Source organism: Alteromonas sp. AWM4_230 (assembly GCF_056158305.1).
On sequence record NZ_JBSWTB010000001.1, the window covers coordinates 4,406,508 to 4,420,255 of the forward strand.

Genomic DNA, 13,748 nt, shown 5'->3' on the forward strand with positions numbered 1-13,748 from the left:
ACTGCGTTCGCTGGGACGCAAACACGCGGGGCGGCTGCGCCATTATGCCCCACGTGCCTGCGCCCGTTATTGGAAAGTTATATTTACAAGGAGGTTCAGTGTTCCATTTTAAGCTGTATGAAGACAAAAGATTAAAGAATCTCAAGCACAGTAAGAAAGTTGAGATTGTGAATAATGCTGTAAAGCTCTATCGACAAGACGCACCGTTGAATGTGAAAAGTCGAATACTGACAATTTTAATTTGGTGCGGTATTCCCGCTTTAATTCTATTTTGGGTATTCAACTATGGTTTTGCTATTGGTTGGTTTGCTCTTTCTATCTTCATTCTGGAGGTTAAATCAGCTAATGATGAAAGCGGAAATATAGAACCGTACTTAAGCCAAGTATTAGAGTAATGTAAATATAACAAGCGCATTAACTCAGTCGCTGGCGCTCCTTGGGACAAAAACACGTAGGCTTCCCTCGCTTCGCTCGGTATTATAGCCCGTTATGCGGGTGTTATGCACTACAGAGTCTTCTAAAAGGAATTATTGTTTTTAATGCCAATTAAATTTAGCAATTGTCACACTTTCTTTGAGCAAGCTATCTTTCTAATCGCAGTTCTGGGAATATTGCTAACAATTTTCAGTGCTTTCGCAGTTTTCTCAAATGAAAGAAAACAAGAAAAATTTGATTGGTATATCGAAGTTCTTGGTCCTTTTCACATTCTAATAAGCTCCAAGGGGCTTAACTCGGTTGGGACAAAATGGAGGCCAGTTCTTTTGCTCGCAATTATCGCAACAATATCTTCGTTTATTGCTTTAAGCTATGGAGATCTGTGTCATGCACGTGCATAACAAACCACTCAAGGCTCTCGCTTCGCTCGCTGGGACGCTAACACATGGGCTGCGTCACTTCGTTCCTAATTTTAGCCCATGTGTTATCGCCCCTTAGTGGGGCGTTATGTGCCAAGGGAGTTAACGTGAGAATTATTTTTTTAGCTCTTATACTGTTAAGTGCCAAAGCTTATTCGGAACAAGATAGCCATGATTCATTTACTGTTTCCTCTTTCAGCTTTCAAGAACCATGGGAACACTACAGGGTTTCAATTTTTGGCGATGGTACCACCGTATTAATCATAGAAAACGAATCTGCAACAATTCGCAGTTTCAAACTGCCAAACACATCGGAAACGTTTATCGAAGTTTTAGAGTTATTGGACAGGTATCAATTTAGTACCTTTTCGGACAGCTATGGTCTTGAAGAGGATGGCGTAGATCCTCAATGCCAAATTCAAAGAACTCACCATGGAATCAGTATATTGTCACTTCAATATGCAGGGGAGCATAAAACTGTTCGCATAAATCATGGATGTAAGGGTTTTATTAGGGAAGAGGAACTCAACATTTTAACTAAAAGAGCTAAAGACATATTAGGTTTAATGGACTATGTTGGCACATAACAAGTGCATTAACCACTCGCTGCGCTCGCAACGGACACAAACGCAATGCGCCTTCGGCATTATCGCATTACGTTTGTGCCGGTTATGCAGAAGTTAGGTGCCTTTGAGTATGGATGAACCAAATTTCGCATCTTATACATTGGAAGAACTAGAAGATGTCTTGACGCAAATAGATAAAGCTCAGTTCCCCGATAGAGTTTTAACAATTAAGAAAGAAATAGCACGAAGGAGAAGCGGTGTTCCTGCTGAAAATCACAGCCCATTGGATACTACCAACTCTTCACCGCACAACACCAAAAATGGAAAAAAATCAGCACGAGGAATAGTGCTCGCTGTATGGCCTGCCACTGTTGTTTTTTCAGTTTATTTTGGAAAAATCCCTTCGCGAAACGGCTTTATTTATTACGCTGAAGAACCTCGCTTATTCATAATATGCTTATTAGTTTTTATTGGCGTTGGGTTTTACTTTTATCATAGTAGGGACGACACCTAACAAACCACTCAAGGCTCTCGCTCCGCTCGCTGGGACGCTAACACATGGGCTGCGTCGCTTCGCTCCTAATTTTAGCCCATATGTTATCGCCCCTTAGTGGGAAGTTATGTTCAATCAAGGATGAATTAAATTCAGAATATGAAAAAGATAGCTTTAAATTTTGTGATATTGGCCTTAAGCGTTCTTCTTGCATACTTCTGCCTTGAATCCATTGGAAATAATGAAGAGTATTTTTCAAGACACAACTCTCCGACAACCATATTCATCACTTCGTTGGTAGTAGCCAGCTGGTCCGGATTCAGCGTGGCAACAAGCCTGTTTAGTGTATTTCTGCCCGAATCAAATTGGTTAAACAGAGAGCTTTCAGAGATACTAAGACTATCAGAAGGTCAGCGGCCGTATTTGGAAGCTATAGGATATATTTTTCTTGGCGTATTTTTTATCTTTGCTTCGGCGCCATTTATGGGCGATAGCCACTCATTGTTTATAAATCAGCATTTGATTCTGGCCTTTGTCCTAATGGTTGGAGTAGTTTGCTTTATCTGGGGTTTGCTAAAAGCCTTTTTGACATTAATAAGGTTACCCGATGAAAATTGAACATAACAACCAAATAAAGTCACTCGCTGTCGCTCGTTGGGACGCTAACACGCAGGGCCGCTTCGCCATTATGCCCCACATGTCTGCGCCCGTTATTGAAAAGTTATCTTCCAATTGGCATATGTGCTCTTCTGCGATAATCTTACTGTATGCCGACAGTATTAAGATTAGGGCCTTATCGTTTCTTCTTTTATAGTAATGAAAACGGTGAACCCGCACACATTCATATTCAGCGAGAGAAGATGCTTGCTAAATTCTGGTTAAAGCCTGTTGCTTTAGCTAGCTCTACTCGTTTTCCACCGAAAGAGTTAAGAAAACTCGAGCAAATGGTGGTCGAAAATAAAGAAACATTTTTGGAGGCTTGGAATGGCTATTTTAGCAGTTGAACATCACCCTCTTGCTCACTCAGTTAGTTTTGACTCAGATTCACTTATTATCAGTCTAATTGATGGCCGCTCTCTTTCTGTTCCTTTAGCTTGGTTTCCATCGCTTTCATCTGCGACTGCAGATCAACTTAAAGATTGGGAGATACTGGGTGATGGCGAAGGTATTCATTGGCCTCAATTGGACGAGGACTTAAGTGTTAATGGTCTTCTTTTGGGCAATCAAGGAAAGAAGATAACAAATCAATAAACACACTCACTGCGTTCGCTGGGACGCATACCCCCAGGGCGGCTTCGCCATTATGCCCTACGTGCCTGCGCCCGTTATTGAAAAGTTATGCGCCAAAGCGTACAGGATTTACATCCATACTTTTATGAAGGATTCTTATGATCAGAATTTCCTGACTGCCCGTTTGTTTGTAGAAAATAACATGGCTACCTTGAGGAAATTTTCTGTATCCATCTCTTATTTCGTCGCAGCTTTTACCAATATCAGGATTTTCTGACAACATCCAAAATGAATCGTCGAATTGTTTAAGATATACATTACGCTGTTGTCGGCCCCATTTCCGTTGAGTAAACAATGCAATATCTTTGAGATCTGATTTTGCTAGTACGGTTAACTTAACCGGTTTCACTCTTTTAATTCACCGTCTAGTTCTGATATCAGATGCTCAAGGTCGTATTCAGCTTCGCCGCTTTCTTCACCTGCTACAAGTAATTGACGCAGCGTGTTTAATTTGGTTTCCTGTGTTTCTAGCAAGCGAAGAGCTGAACGAATCACCTCGCTTGCTGAACCATACCGACCAGTTTGAATTTGGCTAGCAATGAAGCCATCAAAATGGTCTCCAAGGGTAATGCTGGTGTTTTTAGCCATCTGCTTTCTCCAAGTACCAATATATACCTAATTATGGTACTTACGCGTTGTAAGTCAATAGCGCATAACAATCACATTAAGCCGCTCGCAGGTTCGCTGGGGCGCATACATCTGGGAAGGCTTCGCTATTATGCCCCACATACCTATACCCGTTATTTAAAAGTTAGGTACTTCTTGGTTAACCCCAAAAATCATTTTCATTATTTAAGAAAGGGAGCCTATTTAAATGGAACATAATTTTGCAACTCAGGGCATGGTCAGTTTCTTATTTGGTATTTTTTGCGCATACTGGGCTCAAGAGACTGGCAGGAATGCTTGGCTCTGGTTCTTCTTTGGATTATTTTTGTCCCCATTGCCGGCATTGTTTTATGCATTAAAAATAGCAGTGATAAAAAAGAAGTAATCTCGTCTTTGCCACCGCATTTGGCTCAAAGAATCAAACCACGAGAAAAGGCGATGAAGTAATGTGCTACCAAAATTATCACAAGTAGAAGGAATTATTTATGAATATCAACGCGACACTTTTCGGTCAAATCATAATCGTTTTAGCAATACTCATGACTGTAGCTGGCTATTATCTCGGAAAGCGTAAAACCACCACACCTGTCGTAACCTCCGTGATTGGTTTTTTCACGGCTTTTATCCCGCCCCTATCGCTAATATTTTTAATTGTTTTGGTTCTTAAGAAAGATGTAGAAGAAAACGGTCATTTCATGAGTTCACCGAAATAAAGCAATCGACACACTCGTTTCGCAAGCGGGGAGATGTACTCGTGGGGCGGTTTCCCCATTATGCCCCACACGCCTACGCCCGTTATTTAAACGCTATGTGGCTATGAAGCTTTGCATTATGTAGAAGGACTTTTTATGAAACTTTACCCTTACCAAACGATACAAACTGTAAACCTACCCACTCTTTTATTCGCAGCTAGAGCTCTTGGTATTTTCGCTTATATATTCTCTTTTTTTACTGTTCTACTATGGGGCGCAGCTTTTGTCGTCGACCCTAGAGTTAGAGAAACTTGTTTATTCGTTAGCATAGGCACATTTTCCGCTACTATTTGCTTTCTAGTTGTTAGCGGCTTATGCGCTGCGGTTGTTTCTTGCGAACAAAAATACACTCAAGGATAGAAGGCTACATATCAAATCAGTTCTGCGGGGCATTAGCTGTATATGGAAGATCCTATAGTCTCAATTCATCGCACTATGTTAGATGGTTAAGAGATCTTCAATCTATACATAACTGCCCCTTAGTGGATGTTATAAGTGCTATTAGGATTTATTCGCAATGGAATACGAAGCAATTAAAGTCCAAAGGGCTGCAATTTTAATCAAAGTAGCTATAGCAGCCGTAATTCTTATAGAAGCAGTCGCTTACCAAAACACTAAGACACTGAACTTCGGTTCTATCACCATGACATAGGGCGTCTTATGTTTATTACGCGGATTGTTGTTATCGCCGTATATGTTAACCATGCCAGTAAAGGTTTGGTTTAAACAAAATGTAAGCTTCAACTCAGTGAGTAGTAAATATTTTCTTTGCGCTTTTTTACTTTTGTGTGCTGGCTCAATAATGTATGCATAACAAAAAGCCTAGTTCCCCCTCTTTGTGGGCTAGGCGAAAATATGTGCTAATCTGTGTGACGAGAGATAAAAGGAATTATTTGATGAAATTACTCGCGTTTTTAATTTTAAGCATGCCTTTGCTAAGTGCTTGTGTAGTCGTTCCAGAAACCGATACGGCTAAAGTGAACAAGTGTGAGATATCATCGGACCGCAAAACCCTTAAAGTTATTAATGGATTTAAGGATACCAATACCTTCTATTCAATTAGTGGCCTTGTACTACTCCCCATAACGGGTGTTGTTTCTGGCACATACGTAGCTATCAATAATGTCTACCATCTGGGTGAAGAAACATTTGTCTGTGGGTCTGACAATGCACGCACGTAACAATAAAGTCTCTTCGTAAACTGACAAGCTACATTAGACTTCGCCCCATCGCTCCAACCATAGAAGCCGTATTTGAGTTTTTTATGCGAATGTTTTTTGAACCCACTAAGGAAGGTTGTATGAACTATAAGAATTTACTCTTCGTCATCTATTTTTTATCTACTGGCACACTCGCAGCAGTTAATTATGCTTCTGTGGAGTTAACACATCTAAAGCCAACAATTACTGAAACCACTTGGTTGAGAGAAAAGCAGTTTATGCCACGCTACCCCGTTGAATTAGCAAGAAAAGGCATTGTTGGCTGCGGAGTATTTAAAGTAATAGTGGACGAAAGTGGTTTGACCGAAAGCATTGAGCTTATAAGTTCAGTACCTAAAAAGGTTATTTCTAAGCCGGTAACGAAAGTTATTCAAGATTGGGAGTGGACATTGGCTAAAAGCAAATCTCCGACCCGCGAAGAAAAGCTATTGAGGTTAGATTTCTGCATGGGTGGTAATACAGAGGCAGAATCTATTTCAAAGTGTAAGAAACAAGCCGCAATGGCTTGCGAATAGCGACTGGAGGATATACCGATGTTTATCGTTATGTTTGAGTTTGTAGTAAAAGAGGAATTTGAGGTGTAGTTATAACTATGAAAATTACTTTCTTTCGAACTACAAACCTTCAGAGGATGTGGTGTGGCGTCTCAGTTATTACTTTTTGCCCTAGAACATGCGAAAATGAAAGGGTTTAGTTCGGTAAGTTTAGAAACAGGAACGCAAGACTACTTTTTAGCGGCCAGAACCCTATACAAAAAGTTTGGTTTTGTTGATTGCGGTCCATTTGGCAGTTATTCAATCGATCCCAACAGCCACTTTATGACCCGAGCGCTTTAATTTAGTATTTTAAGAGAATTCCACATGTCGTTACCTCCTTGCCCGCATTGCCAATCAGAATATGTATACGAAGACCAGTCTCTACTTATTTGCCCTGAATGTGGACACGAGTGGAACCCGAACGATGTTGAAGAAGAAGTCTCTGCAAAAGATTATAACGGTACGCCGCTAGTTGCTGGTGACAAGATAACGTTAGCAAAAGATTTGAAAGTAAAAGGCAGTTCGCTGGTACTTAAAATTGGTACCAAAGCGGTTATCCGTCATGTGAAAGATGCCAAAGACCACCAGCTAGACTGTAAAGTAGATGGCGCTGGCGAGATGATGCTTACCGCACAGTTTGTAAAAAAGGCATAAACGGCGCTTTATTGAAAAGCTTCATTTCCTTTTAGCGCGCTTACTTTTTTGTTAACCAAGCGCGCTAGCTAAAGCAATCTATCACTTTTTAAAAATTTGCGACCTCATTAGTAATGGTTTCAGTGAGCAGGCTAATCGCTTTAGATGACACTTTTTGAGGGTTAACTAAGCAAACGCCTACATGTCCAAGTTCGGGCAAGTTTTCTGAATTAGATAAAATGTGTAATCCTGACGGTACTGAGCTTTTTGCCAGTACCGTAATGCCTAGCCCCTCATTAATAGCAGTTTGAATACCGTTTAAATCTGCAATGGTGTATACCACCTGCCACGGCTTTTTGATTGCGGATAAAAGGTTAGTGGCGCGTTTGCGATAAATACACGGTGAGGGGGCTGCAATAATAGGGAGCTTAGCAGGCACACTGTTAACAAAGCGCTGACTGCCTACCCATACCAGTTGATCTGAGATGATGAAGCCATCCTGCTGTGGATCTGGTGTTTCCTGTAATGACAAAATTAAGTCGAACTGGCTTTTCAGCGGTTCGCTCAACAAATCTTTGCTTAGCGCGCAATGCACCTCTAGCGATATTTCCGGGTAAGTTTGAGTGAACCGCCGAATGATTTTAGGCATAAGCGTGGTGCTAAATTCACTGGGAATACCTAACTTAATATTTCCGGTCACTTGAGGCTTACCGAACTCAGCCATAGCTTGGTCATTAAGCGCTACTATTTTCTCACCATATGACAACAAGCGACTACCAGCGCCAGTAAGCGCTAAACGATTTTTGTCGCGAGAAAATAACTTCTCCCCAATCATTTCTTCTAGTTTTTTAATTTGAAGGCTTATTGCAGGTTGTGTCCGTTGCAGCTGCTCGGCGCACTGTGTATAGCTTCCCGTCTGTGCGATAAGCACGAACGAGCGTAGGAAATCTATGGACAAGTTCTTCATTACTTTGCTTTACACCTTCTTTATAGCGTCAACTATACACTGACCTTTCACTAGTGAACTTTAAAGGCTCACTCTGTTAGCCGCTCTATTACAGACAAACACAAACGCGCCGTGCTGTGCTGTGCTGTGCCAAAAATGCAGCCGCATGCATTTAATAAAATTATAACACCATATTTTTTATTAATTTTATTTATTCATTTTGCACTTCTAGTATCGAATACACAACAATGAAAATTAGGAGGCAGCATGAATACGCTAAACCAAAACCTTAACCAGCAAGACCCAGATATCGCCGAATTTATTGCGCAAGAAGACAAGCGCCAAGAACATCACATTGAACTAATTGCTTCAGAAAACTACACCAGCAAAGCCGTTATGCAGGCGCAAGGTAGCCAACTGACGAACAAGTATGCAGAAGGCTATCCGGGTAAGCGCTATTACGGTGGCTGTGAAGCCGTGGATAAAGTTGAACAGCTTGCTATCGACAGAGCCAAAGCCCTGTTTGAAGCTGATTATGTTAATGTTCAGCCCCATTCTGGTTCGCAAGCGAATACTGCGGTTTACATGGCGTTGCTAAGCCCTGGCGATACCATACTCGGGTTAAGTCTTGATCATGGCGGTCACCTAACCCATGGCGCAAAACCTAATTTTTCAGGCAAGCTATACAACGCCATTCAATATGGGTTAAACACCGATACCGGTGAAATTGACTACGACCAAGTACAAGCGTTAGCTAAAGAGCATAATCCAAAGATGATTGTGGCAGGGTTTTCAGCTTATTCTCGCGTTGTCGATTGGCAAAAGTTTAGAGACATCGCCGATAGTGTAGGCGCGTATTTGCTGGTAGATATGGCACACGTTGCGGGTCTTGTGGCTGCGGGTGTCTATCCCTCTCCAATTAACGCCGCGCACGTGGTTACTACCACTACCCACAAAACACTACGTGGCCCTCGAGGCGGGCTCATTATGTGTAAGTCAAACCCTGAACTTGAAAAGAAGTTTAACTCACTTATTTTCCCGGGGATTCAAGGCGGCCCGCTGATGCACGTTATCGCGGCTAAAGCTGTTGCGTTTAAAGAAGCCATGACAGCCGAATTTAAAGCGTATCAAAAGCAAGTGGTTACCAATGCACGCGCTATGGCAGACGTATTTATGAAGCGTGGATTTGATGTGTTATCTAACGGAACTGACAACCACATGTTTTTACTAAGTCTGGTTAGTAAGGGGATGACGGGTAAAGAGGCAGACGCTATTTTAAATAGTGTGAATATCACTGTTAATAAGAATACTGTGCCTAACGACCCACAGTCGCCCTTTGTTACAAGTGGCATTCGGATAGGTACGCCAGCGGTGACTTCTCGTAATTTTAGCGAATACGATTGTGCCCAGTTAGCTAACTGGATTTGCGATGTGTTATCGGAACCTGAAGACAGTAATCTTATTCAGCAAGTTAAAGATAAGGTTGCTACGCTAACTGCTGCCCGCCCTGTTTACACTCAGTAAAACCTAGCGGTTTACAAAGAGCGAACTCGTGCGTTGCAGGTAGCGACCATTACCCGCCACACGAGTTTAGCTCGTTCGTTGAACTCAATAATTTGAACGCCCCACGCTTCTTCCATTGCGTTTTGCCACACGTCACAGGTTTCGATTGTGTTGCTATACAGTGGTGCTAGCGACAAACTTATTCTTAATGACTCTAGCCATTCGGTAAATAGAGGGTCGTGCTGCCCTGTCTTGCGAAGCTGGGATAGCTTAAGCGATGCTTGCTGTTTAATGCCCTGCAAACGCTTATAAATTTCTCTCGGGTCATCCTGCTGCCCTAAAAGGTGAAGCTCCCTTTCAATATCATAGGCATTGTTCCATTGTATGGATTTCGGCTCATCTTTTGTGCATCCCCACATCGTCATACATACGAAGCAAAGCAATACAAAGCTTATGTATTTACCTGAATGTAGTGTTGGAAATAATTTTAGTTTACGCACCGAATAGCCCACTCCTTTAGCAGCGTCGCTTTTAGTATAGATGAGTCTTAAATGAATACTTGCATTGGTATAAGTAATTAAACTAATTTACTACTGCTTGAAGAAGTGAAGCGTCAACCTAGGGCTCTCATGCCTTTAGGCGCTTTCAAAAGATTCGTATTAAATTGCGGAAGTGGGCCGGCTAGCAATAGCAGTAACCGGCTGTCAAAGGTGGGGGCGAGTGAGGCTATGTTCTGGGGTAAGCCGTTAGCTAAACCACTTCCACCAAACAAATACCAAAAGAAACCCAAACAGGTAAATTAGGCCTAGCAAACTAAGTAACTTTACTACCTTATTAGGCGCGGCATCAGGGTGCAGCTTAGTTTGTGCCACCAGCTTATGATTAAGCCAAGCAAACATGGGCGTGGTTACAAAAGCTAACGTCATCGCAAAGCCTAGCATGGCTAATAAAGCGGACTTGAAAAAAAGCACGATAATAAAGCTGAATATTGCCATGAAAAGCAATACTGGTGTTACAAGTGTATTTCGGGCGGCTTTATCCTTGTTAAACAATAGCGCAATTGCTTCGGCAACCACTCGCGCATAACCGTCATATACCGTCAACGCCGAGCCGAAAATACATAGAAACGCCACTATCGCGATAAGCAGATGCGCCCACTCCCCGATGGTTGACGAGTACATGCTTATAAGCTGATGAGAGAAGCCAATTCCACTAGTGCTGAGCTCTGTGCCGCTGCCATACAGAATTAACGCACCTAGCCCTAAAAACAGCAGAGCAAGTAATACGGTTACCGCATAGCCCAAGTTAAAATCGAAAAGGGCCGACTTCGGGGTCACCGCTTGACCTTTGCACTGACGCTTTAACCAAAGAGAAGTAATAGAGGATATTTCAATAGGTGCAGGCATCCACCCCATTGTTACCACTAAAAAACCGAGCGTGGCGAGCGTCCACGGCGAAGGCTGCTCTTCGGCAGGCACCATTGGCGCAGTATAATTACTAAGTGCAACGATAAACACTGCTATGGTTGCCACCACAAGCACGCCCATTATGCCTTTGGCAATGTTGTCTAGCCCTTCAAAATGCCCTGCCAGTAAAATCAGTAATATGAGCGCTAAAACTACTGAGGCAGATACCGCTATGGCTATATCAAATGGAATAAAATACGACAATAAACTTGCTGCAAACAGTAACAGTGCCGCAGCATTGACTACCGATGCGATAGTATTTAAGCACAAGGCAATGGCTAGGTAGCGTTTCCCCATCTCTAAATAGCCTTGCTGCAGGGTTTGCTTCGTGCTGATGGTGTAACTTACGCCTGCCCTGAAAAACGGGTATTTAAGTAGGTTGACCAACAATATGAGAAGCGCTAACTGCCATCCGAACTTTGCACCCGCCTGAGTTGAGGCCACCAAATGGCTTCCACCTACCGCCGCCGTCGCCATAAGCACACCAGGACCGAGTAATTTTAGTAAGGCGGTAATGCGAGCAAGGAATGGTGTTTCAGCTGAGTACGACAAGGCAACCTCTAAATGGGCATTAGAAAATAGCCGTTAACCATATCAGTTTAGTAATCAGCAGAAAAGACACTAAGTGATGAGAAAGTGGCATGAATAAAGGTTGCGAACCGCGTTTGGCTCGCAACCTTTTTTTCAAATTGAAAAGTCGTGGATTAGCACGCGTTTAGAACACGGTTGTGTGTTAGCGTCGGTCGAAATTTACCTTCTTCTGCGGGTGCTGATAATAGCCTTCTTTTAGCAGTCGCTTAAAGCGAGTTAGTTTACCTTCCAACGTTAGCTCTTCTAGTCCTTTATTGAATAAGGACAAAATAAGCTGGCTATCGCCTTGCCCTTTAGGCACTAACAAATGCGTGGTTACCGTAGAGATAAAAGGTTTAATAGGCATAACATCACGACGGTCGCCACTGTTGAAGTCTCGCTGTAGCAAATACCAACCGGTAAGTTCATCAATGGGGAAAACATCGATATCACCGTTTATTAGCGCTTCTAGGTTCGCTTTATCAGTCTTGCGCTCCTCTACGCTTTCGTTACCTTTAATGAAAGCAGCAAGCTCATCGTTATATAAATACCCTTCTGTGATCCCCATTTTTAGACCTTGCATATCGCTAAGGTCACGCCAACTATCGGGGCCTTTTTCGGCGTTAACATAAAACACCAGGCTCTCTGCGCTTATTGGGTTACTGTGAAAAAACTCGCTTTCTCGAGAACGTACAAAGTTGCCGTAAGAAACTGCGTCGTATTCACCTTTTAAGGTTGCTTCTAAGGCTTCTTCCCACGGTAAAGATACAAACTCCACTACAACGCCCGTCTCTTTGAACGCATCGGCGATAATATGGTTTATGTAACCTTCGTGCTGCATGTCGGTTGACGTGTAAGGCGCATACTCTGTGGTCGCTATACGCAGTTTCATCCATGAATGGGCAAAACTTTGCATTGGAATTAGCGCTAGTATCAATGTCGCTATAAGTAGTAATCGCATGTCAAAGTCCTGTTATTAATTAGAAGTAAATACCAAGGTTTATGTTCAACCGGTGGGTAGTTTCTTGTCTACCGCCTAAGTCTAGCCCTACGCCAGGGCCGCCTGAAAACCACATGTTTTTGCCTTGGATACTATCTACATATACAAACAATTTATCCCAGCCAAAGCTACAGCCATTTATCCACTGTGAAGAGTTTTTCCCTTCATTTCCTTCGCCTTTGGCAACACTGTATTCTGAATAGCAGGTAAGTGATTCTATATGCGTAAACTTATAGGGCACCGAGTACACGAGGTTTGCTGAATAAGTTTTGCCGTCAGCAGCCGCCAGAAATGGAAAGGTAAAAGACGATAGTGCTATACGGTCGTCAGCCTGCCCTTCAGGTGCAGCCAGGTCGTATTCATAGTCGATATACTGTAGCTCAACTTTTACGTCACCTTGGGTATGACGCATATGAACGGCATAAGCATTCATATCACCATCGTCTAACGTATCTAAGTTTAGAATGTTACCGTACTGATACGACACACCGATATCGGTAGTCGCACCGCGTATAAAATTCGCTGAGTAGTTAGCACGTAGATTGTACTGCCCGTCTTCTTTATTTCGGTATTCCCCGTCATCTGCCACATCAAATGAGTAACGACCAAACTCAGCTGCGTCATTGTACTCATCGTTCATAAAGTAAGCGGCTTGAAAATCCCATTTACCCCAGTCGTGATTAATTTTGACCCCAGCATCGTAGTCATCTTCGAAGCCAAGATAGTAGTTAACTGAAAACCAAAAGTTGTTACTGGCAAAGGGCTGTAGACCAAACGGGGTTTGCGTTATACCTGCGGTAATTTCGGTTTTATCGTCAAAATGATAAGTAAGATCAGCGAAGCGAACGGTATCAAAATCAGTATTTTCGTACCAACGGTATTCAGCTTTGTAGCTAAACTGGTCTGACTCGCCCGATACGCCAAGCTTGAATGATTCAAACTCAAAACCATCTCTAAACTCGGGAATTTGCCAATCTTGATGTCCGTAATTAACCCTCACGTGACCGCTTAAATTAAAGGGGAGTTCGTCGGCTTTTACGCCGCTCGAAGCGCATGTAGCAATTGAAACTAAAGAAAATGCGGATAGTAGCTTGTTCATTACTGTTCCTGTATTGAATTTTCGGCGGGAACCCTTTGCTAAAAATTGCCTCTAATGAGTAAAGGGGCGTTTAAGCGCTTAGGAATTTCGTGCACCAAAATAAATCCTTCAGTACTTACAATACTGAGCAAACCTTAAAAAAAGATCATTTGTTAAGGTCAGACTTCTGTGAATTAAGCTGAGAAACTTCGCCGCCCCGATAGGCGGCGGCATT

General features: G+C 42.5%; 19 protein-coding genes and 1 pseudogene. 13 read left to right on the forward strand and 7 right to left on the reverse strand.

What is annotated here, in order from left to right; translation table 11 throughout:
• Window positions 1-98 precede the first annotated feature (98 nt).
• From ACXACS_RS18930 to ACXACS_RS18955, 6 genes are all read left to right on the forward strand, one after another.
• The gene (locus tag ACXACS_RS18930) at window positions 99-395 is read left to right on the forward strand and encodes a hypothetical protein (RefSeq protein WP_474808915.1); all 297 of its coding nucleotides are present in this window, start codon (window positions 99-101) and stop codon (window positions 393-395) included.
• A 566-nt stretch (window positions 396-961) separates the two neighbouring features.
• Complete coding sequence (locus ACXACS_RS18935; protein ID WP_474808916.1) at window positions 962-1,441, forward strand: hypothetical protein; 480 nt, start codon at window positions 962-964, stop codon at window positions 1,439-1,441.
• Between the two features lie 109 nt (window positions 1,442-1,550).
• The gene (locus tag ACXACS_RS18940) at window positions 1,551-1,934 is read left to right on the forward strand and encodes a hypothetical protein (protein ID WP_474806097.1); all 384 of its coding nucleotides are present in this window, start codon (window positions 1,551-1,553) and stop codon (window positions 1,932-1,934) included.
• 138 nt (window positions 1,935-2,072) lie between these two features.
• Window positions 2,073-2,531, forward strand: coding sequence for a hypothetical protein (locus ACXACS_RS18945; protein ID WP_474808919.1), 459 nt, complete (start codon window positions 2,073-2,075; stop codon window positions 2,529-2,531).
• 149 nt (window positions 2,532-2,680) lie between these two features.
• Window positions 2,681-2,917 carry a DUF4160 domain-containing protein gene (locus tag ACXACS_RS18950; protein WP_474808922.1) on the forward strand — a complete coding sequence of 79 codons (237 nt, stop codon included), beginning with the start codon at window positions 2,681-2,683 and terminating at the stop codon, window positions 2,915-2,917.
• Entirely contained in the window at window positions 2,898-3,164 is a 267-nt protein-coding gene (locus tag ACXACS_RS18955) for a DUF2442 domain-containing protein (protein WP_474808924.1), read from the forward strand. The genes ACXACS_RS18950 and ACXACS_RS18955 overlap by 20 nt, the downstream gene beginning before the upstream one ends.
• An 85-nt stretch (window positions 3,165-3,249) precedes the next feature.
• Here the strand turns inward: ACXACS_RS18955 and ACXACS_RS18960 are convergent, their stop codons facing one another.
• Window positions 3,250-3,552, reverse strand: a complete 303-nt coding sequence (locus ACXACS_RS18960) for a type II toxin-antitoxin system RelE/ParE family toxin (protein ID WP_474808925.1) — start codon at window positions 3,550-3,552, stop codon at window positions 3,250-3,252.
• On the reverse strand, window positions 3,549-3,791 hold the full coding sequence (locus tag ACXACS_RS18965) for a type II toxin-antitoxin system ParD family antitoxin (RefSeq protein WP_014978218.1): 243 nt from the start codon (window positions 3,789-3,791) through the stop codon (window positions 3,549-3,551). Before ACXACS_RS18965 ends, ACXACS_RS18960 begins: the two co-directional genes overlap by 4 nt.
• A 226-nt stretch (window positions 3,792-4,017) precedes the next feature.
• Between ACXACS_RS18965 and ACXACS_RS18970 the strand changes: the two genes are divergently transcribed.
• From ACXACS_RS18970 to ACXACS_RS18995, 6 genes and pseudogenes are all read left to right on the forward strand, one after another.
• Window positions 4,018-4,194, forward strand: a complete 177-nt coding sequence (locus ACXACS_RS18970; RefSeq protein ID WP_474808927.1) for a hypothetical protein — start codon at window positions 4,018-4,020, stop codon at window positions 4,192-4,194.
• 100 nt (window positions 4,195-4,294) lie between these two features.
• Window positions 4,295-4,522 carry a hypothetical protein gene (locus ACXACS_RS18975; RefSeq protein ID WP_474808929.1) on the forward strand — a complete coding sequence of 76 codons (228 nt, stop codon included), beginning with the start codon at window positions 4,295-4,297 and terminating at the stop codon, window positions 4,520-4,522.
• Between the two features lie 935 nt (window positions 4,523-5,457).
• Window positions 5,458-5,742, forward strand: a complete 285-nt coding sequence (locus ACXACS_RS18980) for a hypothetical protein (RefSeq protein ID WP_474808931.1) — start codon at window positions 5,458-5,460, stop codon at window positions 5,740-5,742.
• Between the two features lie 119 nt (window positions 5,743-5,861).
• On the forward strand, window positions 5,862-6,296 hold the full coding sequence (locus tag ACXACS_RS18985; RefSeq protein ID WP_474808933.1) for an energy transducer TonB: 435 nt from the start codon (window positions 5,862-5,864) through the stop codon (window positions 6,294-6,296).
• 117 nt (window positions 6,297-6,413) lie between these two features.
• Window positions 6,414-6,617 (forward strand): annotated as a pseudogene (locus ACXACS_RS18990) (GNAT family N-acetyltransferase); the annotation flags it as partial.
• Window positions 6,618-6,641: 24 nt separating this feature from the next.
• Window positions 6,642-6,971, forward strand: coding sequence for a zinc ribbon domain-containing protein YjdM (locus tag ACXACS_RS18995; protein WP_474808935.1), 330 nt, complete (start codon window positions 6,642-6,644; stop codon window positions 6,969-6,971).
• 88 nt (window positions 6,972-7,059) lie between these two features.
• Here ACXACS_RS18995 and ACXACS_RS19000 read toward each other — a convergent pair whose 3' ends face one another.
• Window positions 7,060-7,917, reverse strand: a complete 858-nt coding sequence (locus ACXACS_RS19000) for a LysR family transcriptional regulator (protein WP_474808937.1) — start codon at window positions 7,915-7,917, stop codon at window positions 7,060-7,062.
• Window positions 7,918-8,163: 246 nt separating this feature from the next.
• On the opposite strand from ACXACS_RS19000, the gene glyA reads away from it, so the two are divergent.
• Window positions 8,164-9,420: a serine hydroxymethyltransferase gene (gene glyA, locus ACXACS_RS19005; RefSeq protein ID WP_474808939.1), complete on the forward strand. Its 1,257-nt coding sequence runs from the start codon at window positions 8,164-8,166 to the stop codon at window positions 9,418-9,420.
• An 11-nt stretch (window positions 9,421-9,431) separates the two neighbouring features.
• Here glyA and ACXACS_RS19010 read toward each other — a convergent pair whose 3' ends face one another.
• From ACXACS_RS19010 to ACXACS_RS19025, 4 genes are all read right to left on the reverse strand, one after another.
• Window positions 9,432-9,899, reverse strand: a complete 468-nt coding sequence (locus tag ACXACS_RS19010; protein WP_474808941.1) for a hypothetical protein — start codon at window positions 9,897-9,899, stop codon at window positions 9,432-9,434.
• A gap of 246 nt (window positions 9,900-10,145) precedes the next feature.
• A complete protein-coding gene (locus ACXACS_RS19015) occupies window positions 10,146-11,417 on the reverse strand; it encodes an NRAMP family divalent metal transporter (protein ID WP_474808943.1) in 1,272 nt (423 codons plus the stop codon).
• Window positions 11,418-11,598: 181 nt separating this feature from the next.
• Window positions 11,599-12,396 carry a substrate-binding periplasmic protein gene (locus ACXACS_RS19020; protein ID WP_474808945.1) on the reverse strand — a complete coding sequence of 266 codons (798 nt, stop codon included), beginning with the start codon at window positions 12,394-12,396 and terminating at the stop codon, window positions 11,599-11,601.
• Between the two features lie 19 nt (window positions 12,397-12,415).
• Window positions 12,416-13,534 carry a hypothetical protein gene (locus ACXACS_RS19025; RefSeq protein WP_474808947.1) on the reverse strand — a complete coding sequence of 373 codons (1,119 nt, stop codon included), beginning with the start codon at window positions 13,532-13,534 and terminating at the stop codon, window positions 12,416-12,418.
• Window positions 13,535-13,748 lie beyond the last annotated feature (214 nt).

Bases quoted from the DNA above. Each gene is read 5' to 3' on its own strand.
- ACXACS_RS18985 (WP_474808933.1), top strand. From the start codon at position 5,862: ATGAACTATAAGAATTTACTCTTCGTCATCTATTTTTTATCTACTGGC.
- glyA (WP_474808939.1), top strand. From the start codon at position 8,164: ATGAATACGCTAAACCAAAACCTTAACCAGCAAGACCCAGATATCGCC.
- ACXACS_RS18945 (WP_474808919.1), top strand. From the start codon at position 2,073: ATGAAAAAGATAGCTTTAAATTTTGTGATATTGGCCTTAAGCGTTCTT.
- ACXACS_RS18975 (WP_474808929.1), top strand. From the start codon at position 4,295: ATGAATATCAACGCGACACTTTTCGGTCAAATCATAATCGTTTTAGCA.
- ACXACS_RS18940 (WP_474806097.1), top strand. From the start codon at position 1,551: ATGGATGAACCAAATTTCGCATCTTATACATTGGAAGAACTAGAAGAT.
- ACXACS_RS18980 (WP_474808931.1), top strand. From the start codon at position 5,458: ATGAAATTACTCGCGTTTTTAATTTTAAGCATGCCTTTGCTAAGTGCT.
- ACXACS_RS18995 (WP_474808935.1), top strand. From the start codon at position 6,642: ATGTCGTTACCTCCTTGCCCGCATTGCCAATCAGAATATGTATACGAA.
- ACXACS_RS19025 (WP_474808947.1), bottom strand. From the start codon at position 13,534: ATGAACAAGCTACTATCCGCATTTTCTTTAGTTTCAATTGCTACATGC.
- ACXACS_RS18970 (WP_474808927.1), top strand. From the start codon at position 4,018: ATGGAACATAATTTTGCAACTCAGGGCATGGTCAGTTTCTTATTTGGT.
- ACXACS_RS19000 (WP_474808937.1), bottom strand. From the start codon at position 7,917: ATGAAGAACTTGTCCATAGATTTCCTACGCTCGTTCGTGCTTATCGCA.
- ACXACS_RS18955 (WP_474808924.1), top strand. From the start codon at position 2,898: ATGGCTATTTTAGCAGTTGAACATCACCCTCTTGCTCACTCAGTTAGT.
- ACXACS_RS18965 (WP_014978218.1), bottom strand. From the start codon at position 3,791: ATGGCTAAAAACACCAGCATTACCCTTGGAGACCATTTTGATGGCTTC.
- ACXACS_RS18950 (WP_474808922.1), top strand. From the start codon at position 2,681: ATGCCGACAGTATTAAGATTAGGGCCTTATCGTTTCTTCTTTTATAGT.
- ACXACS_RS19020 (WP_474808945.1), bottom strand. From the start codon at position 12,396: ATGCGATTACTACTTATAGCGACATTGATACTAGCGCTAATTCCAATG.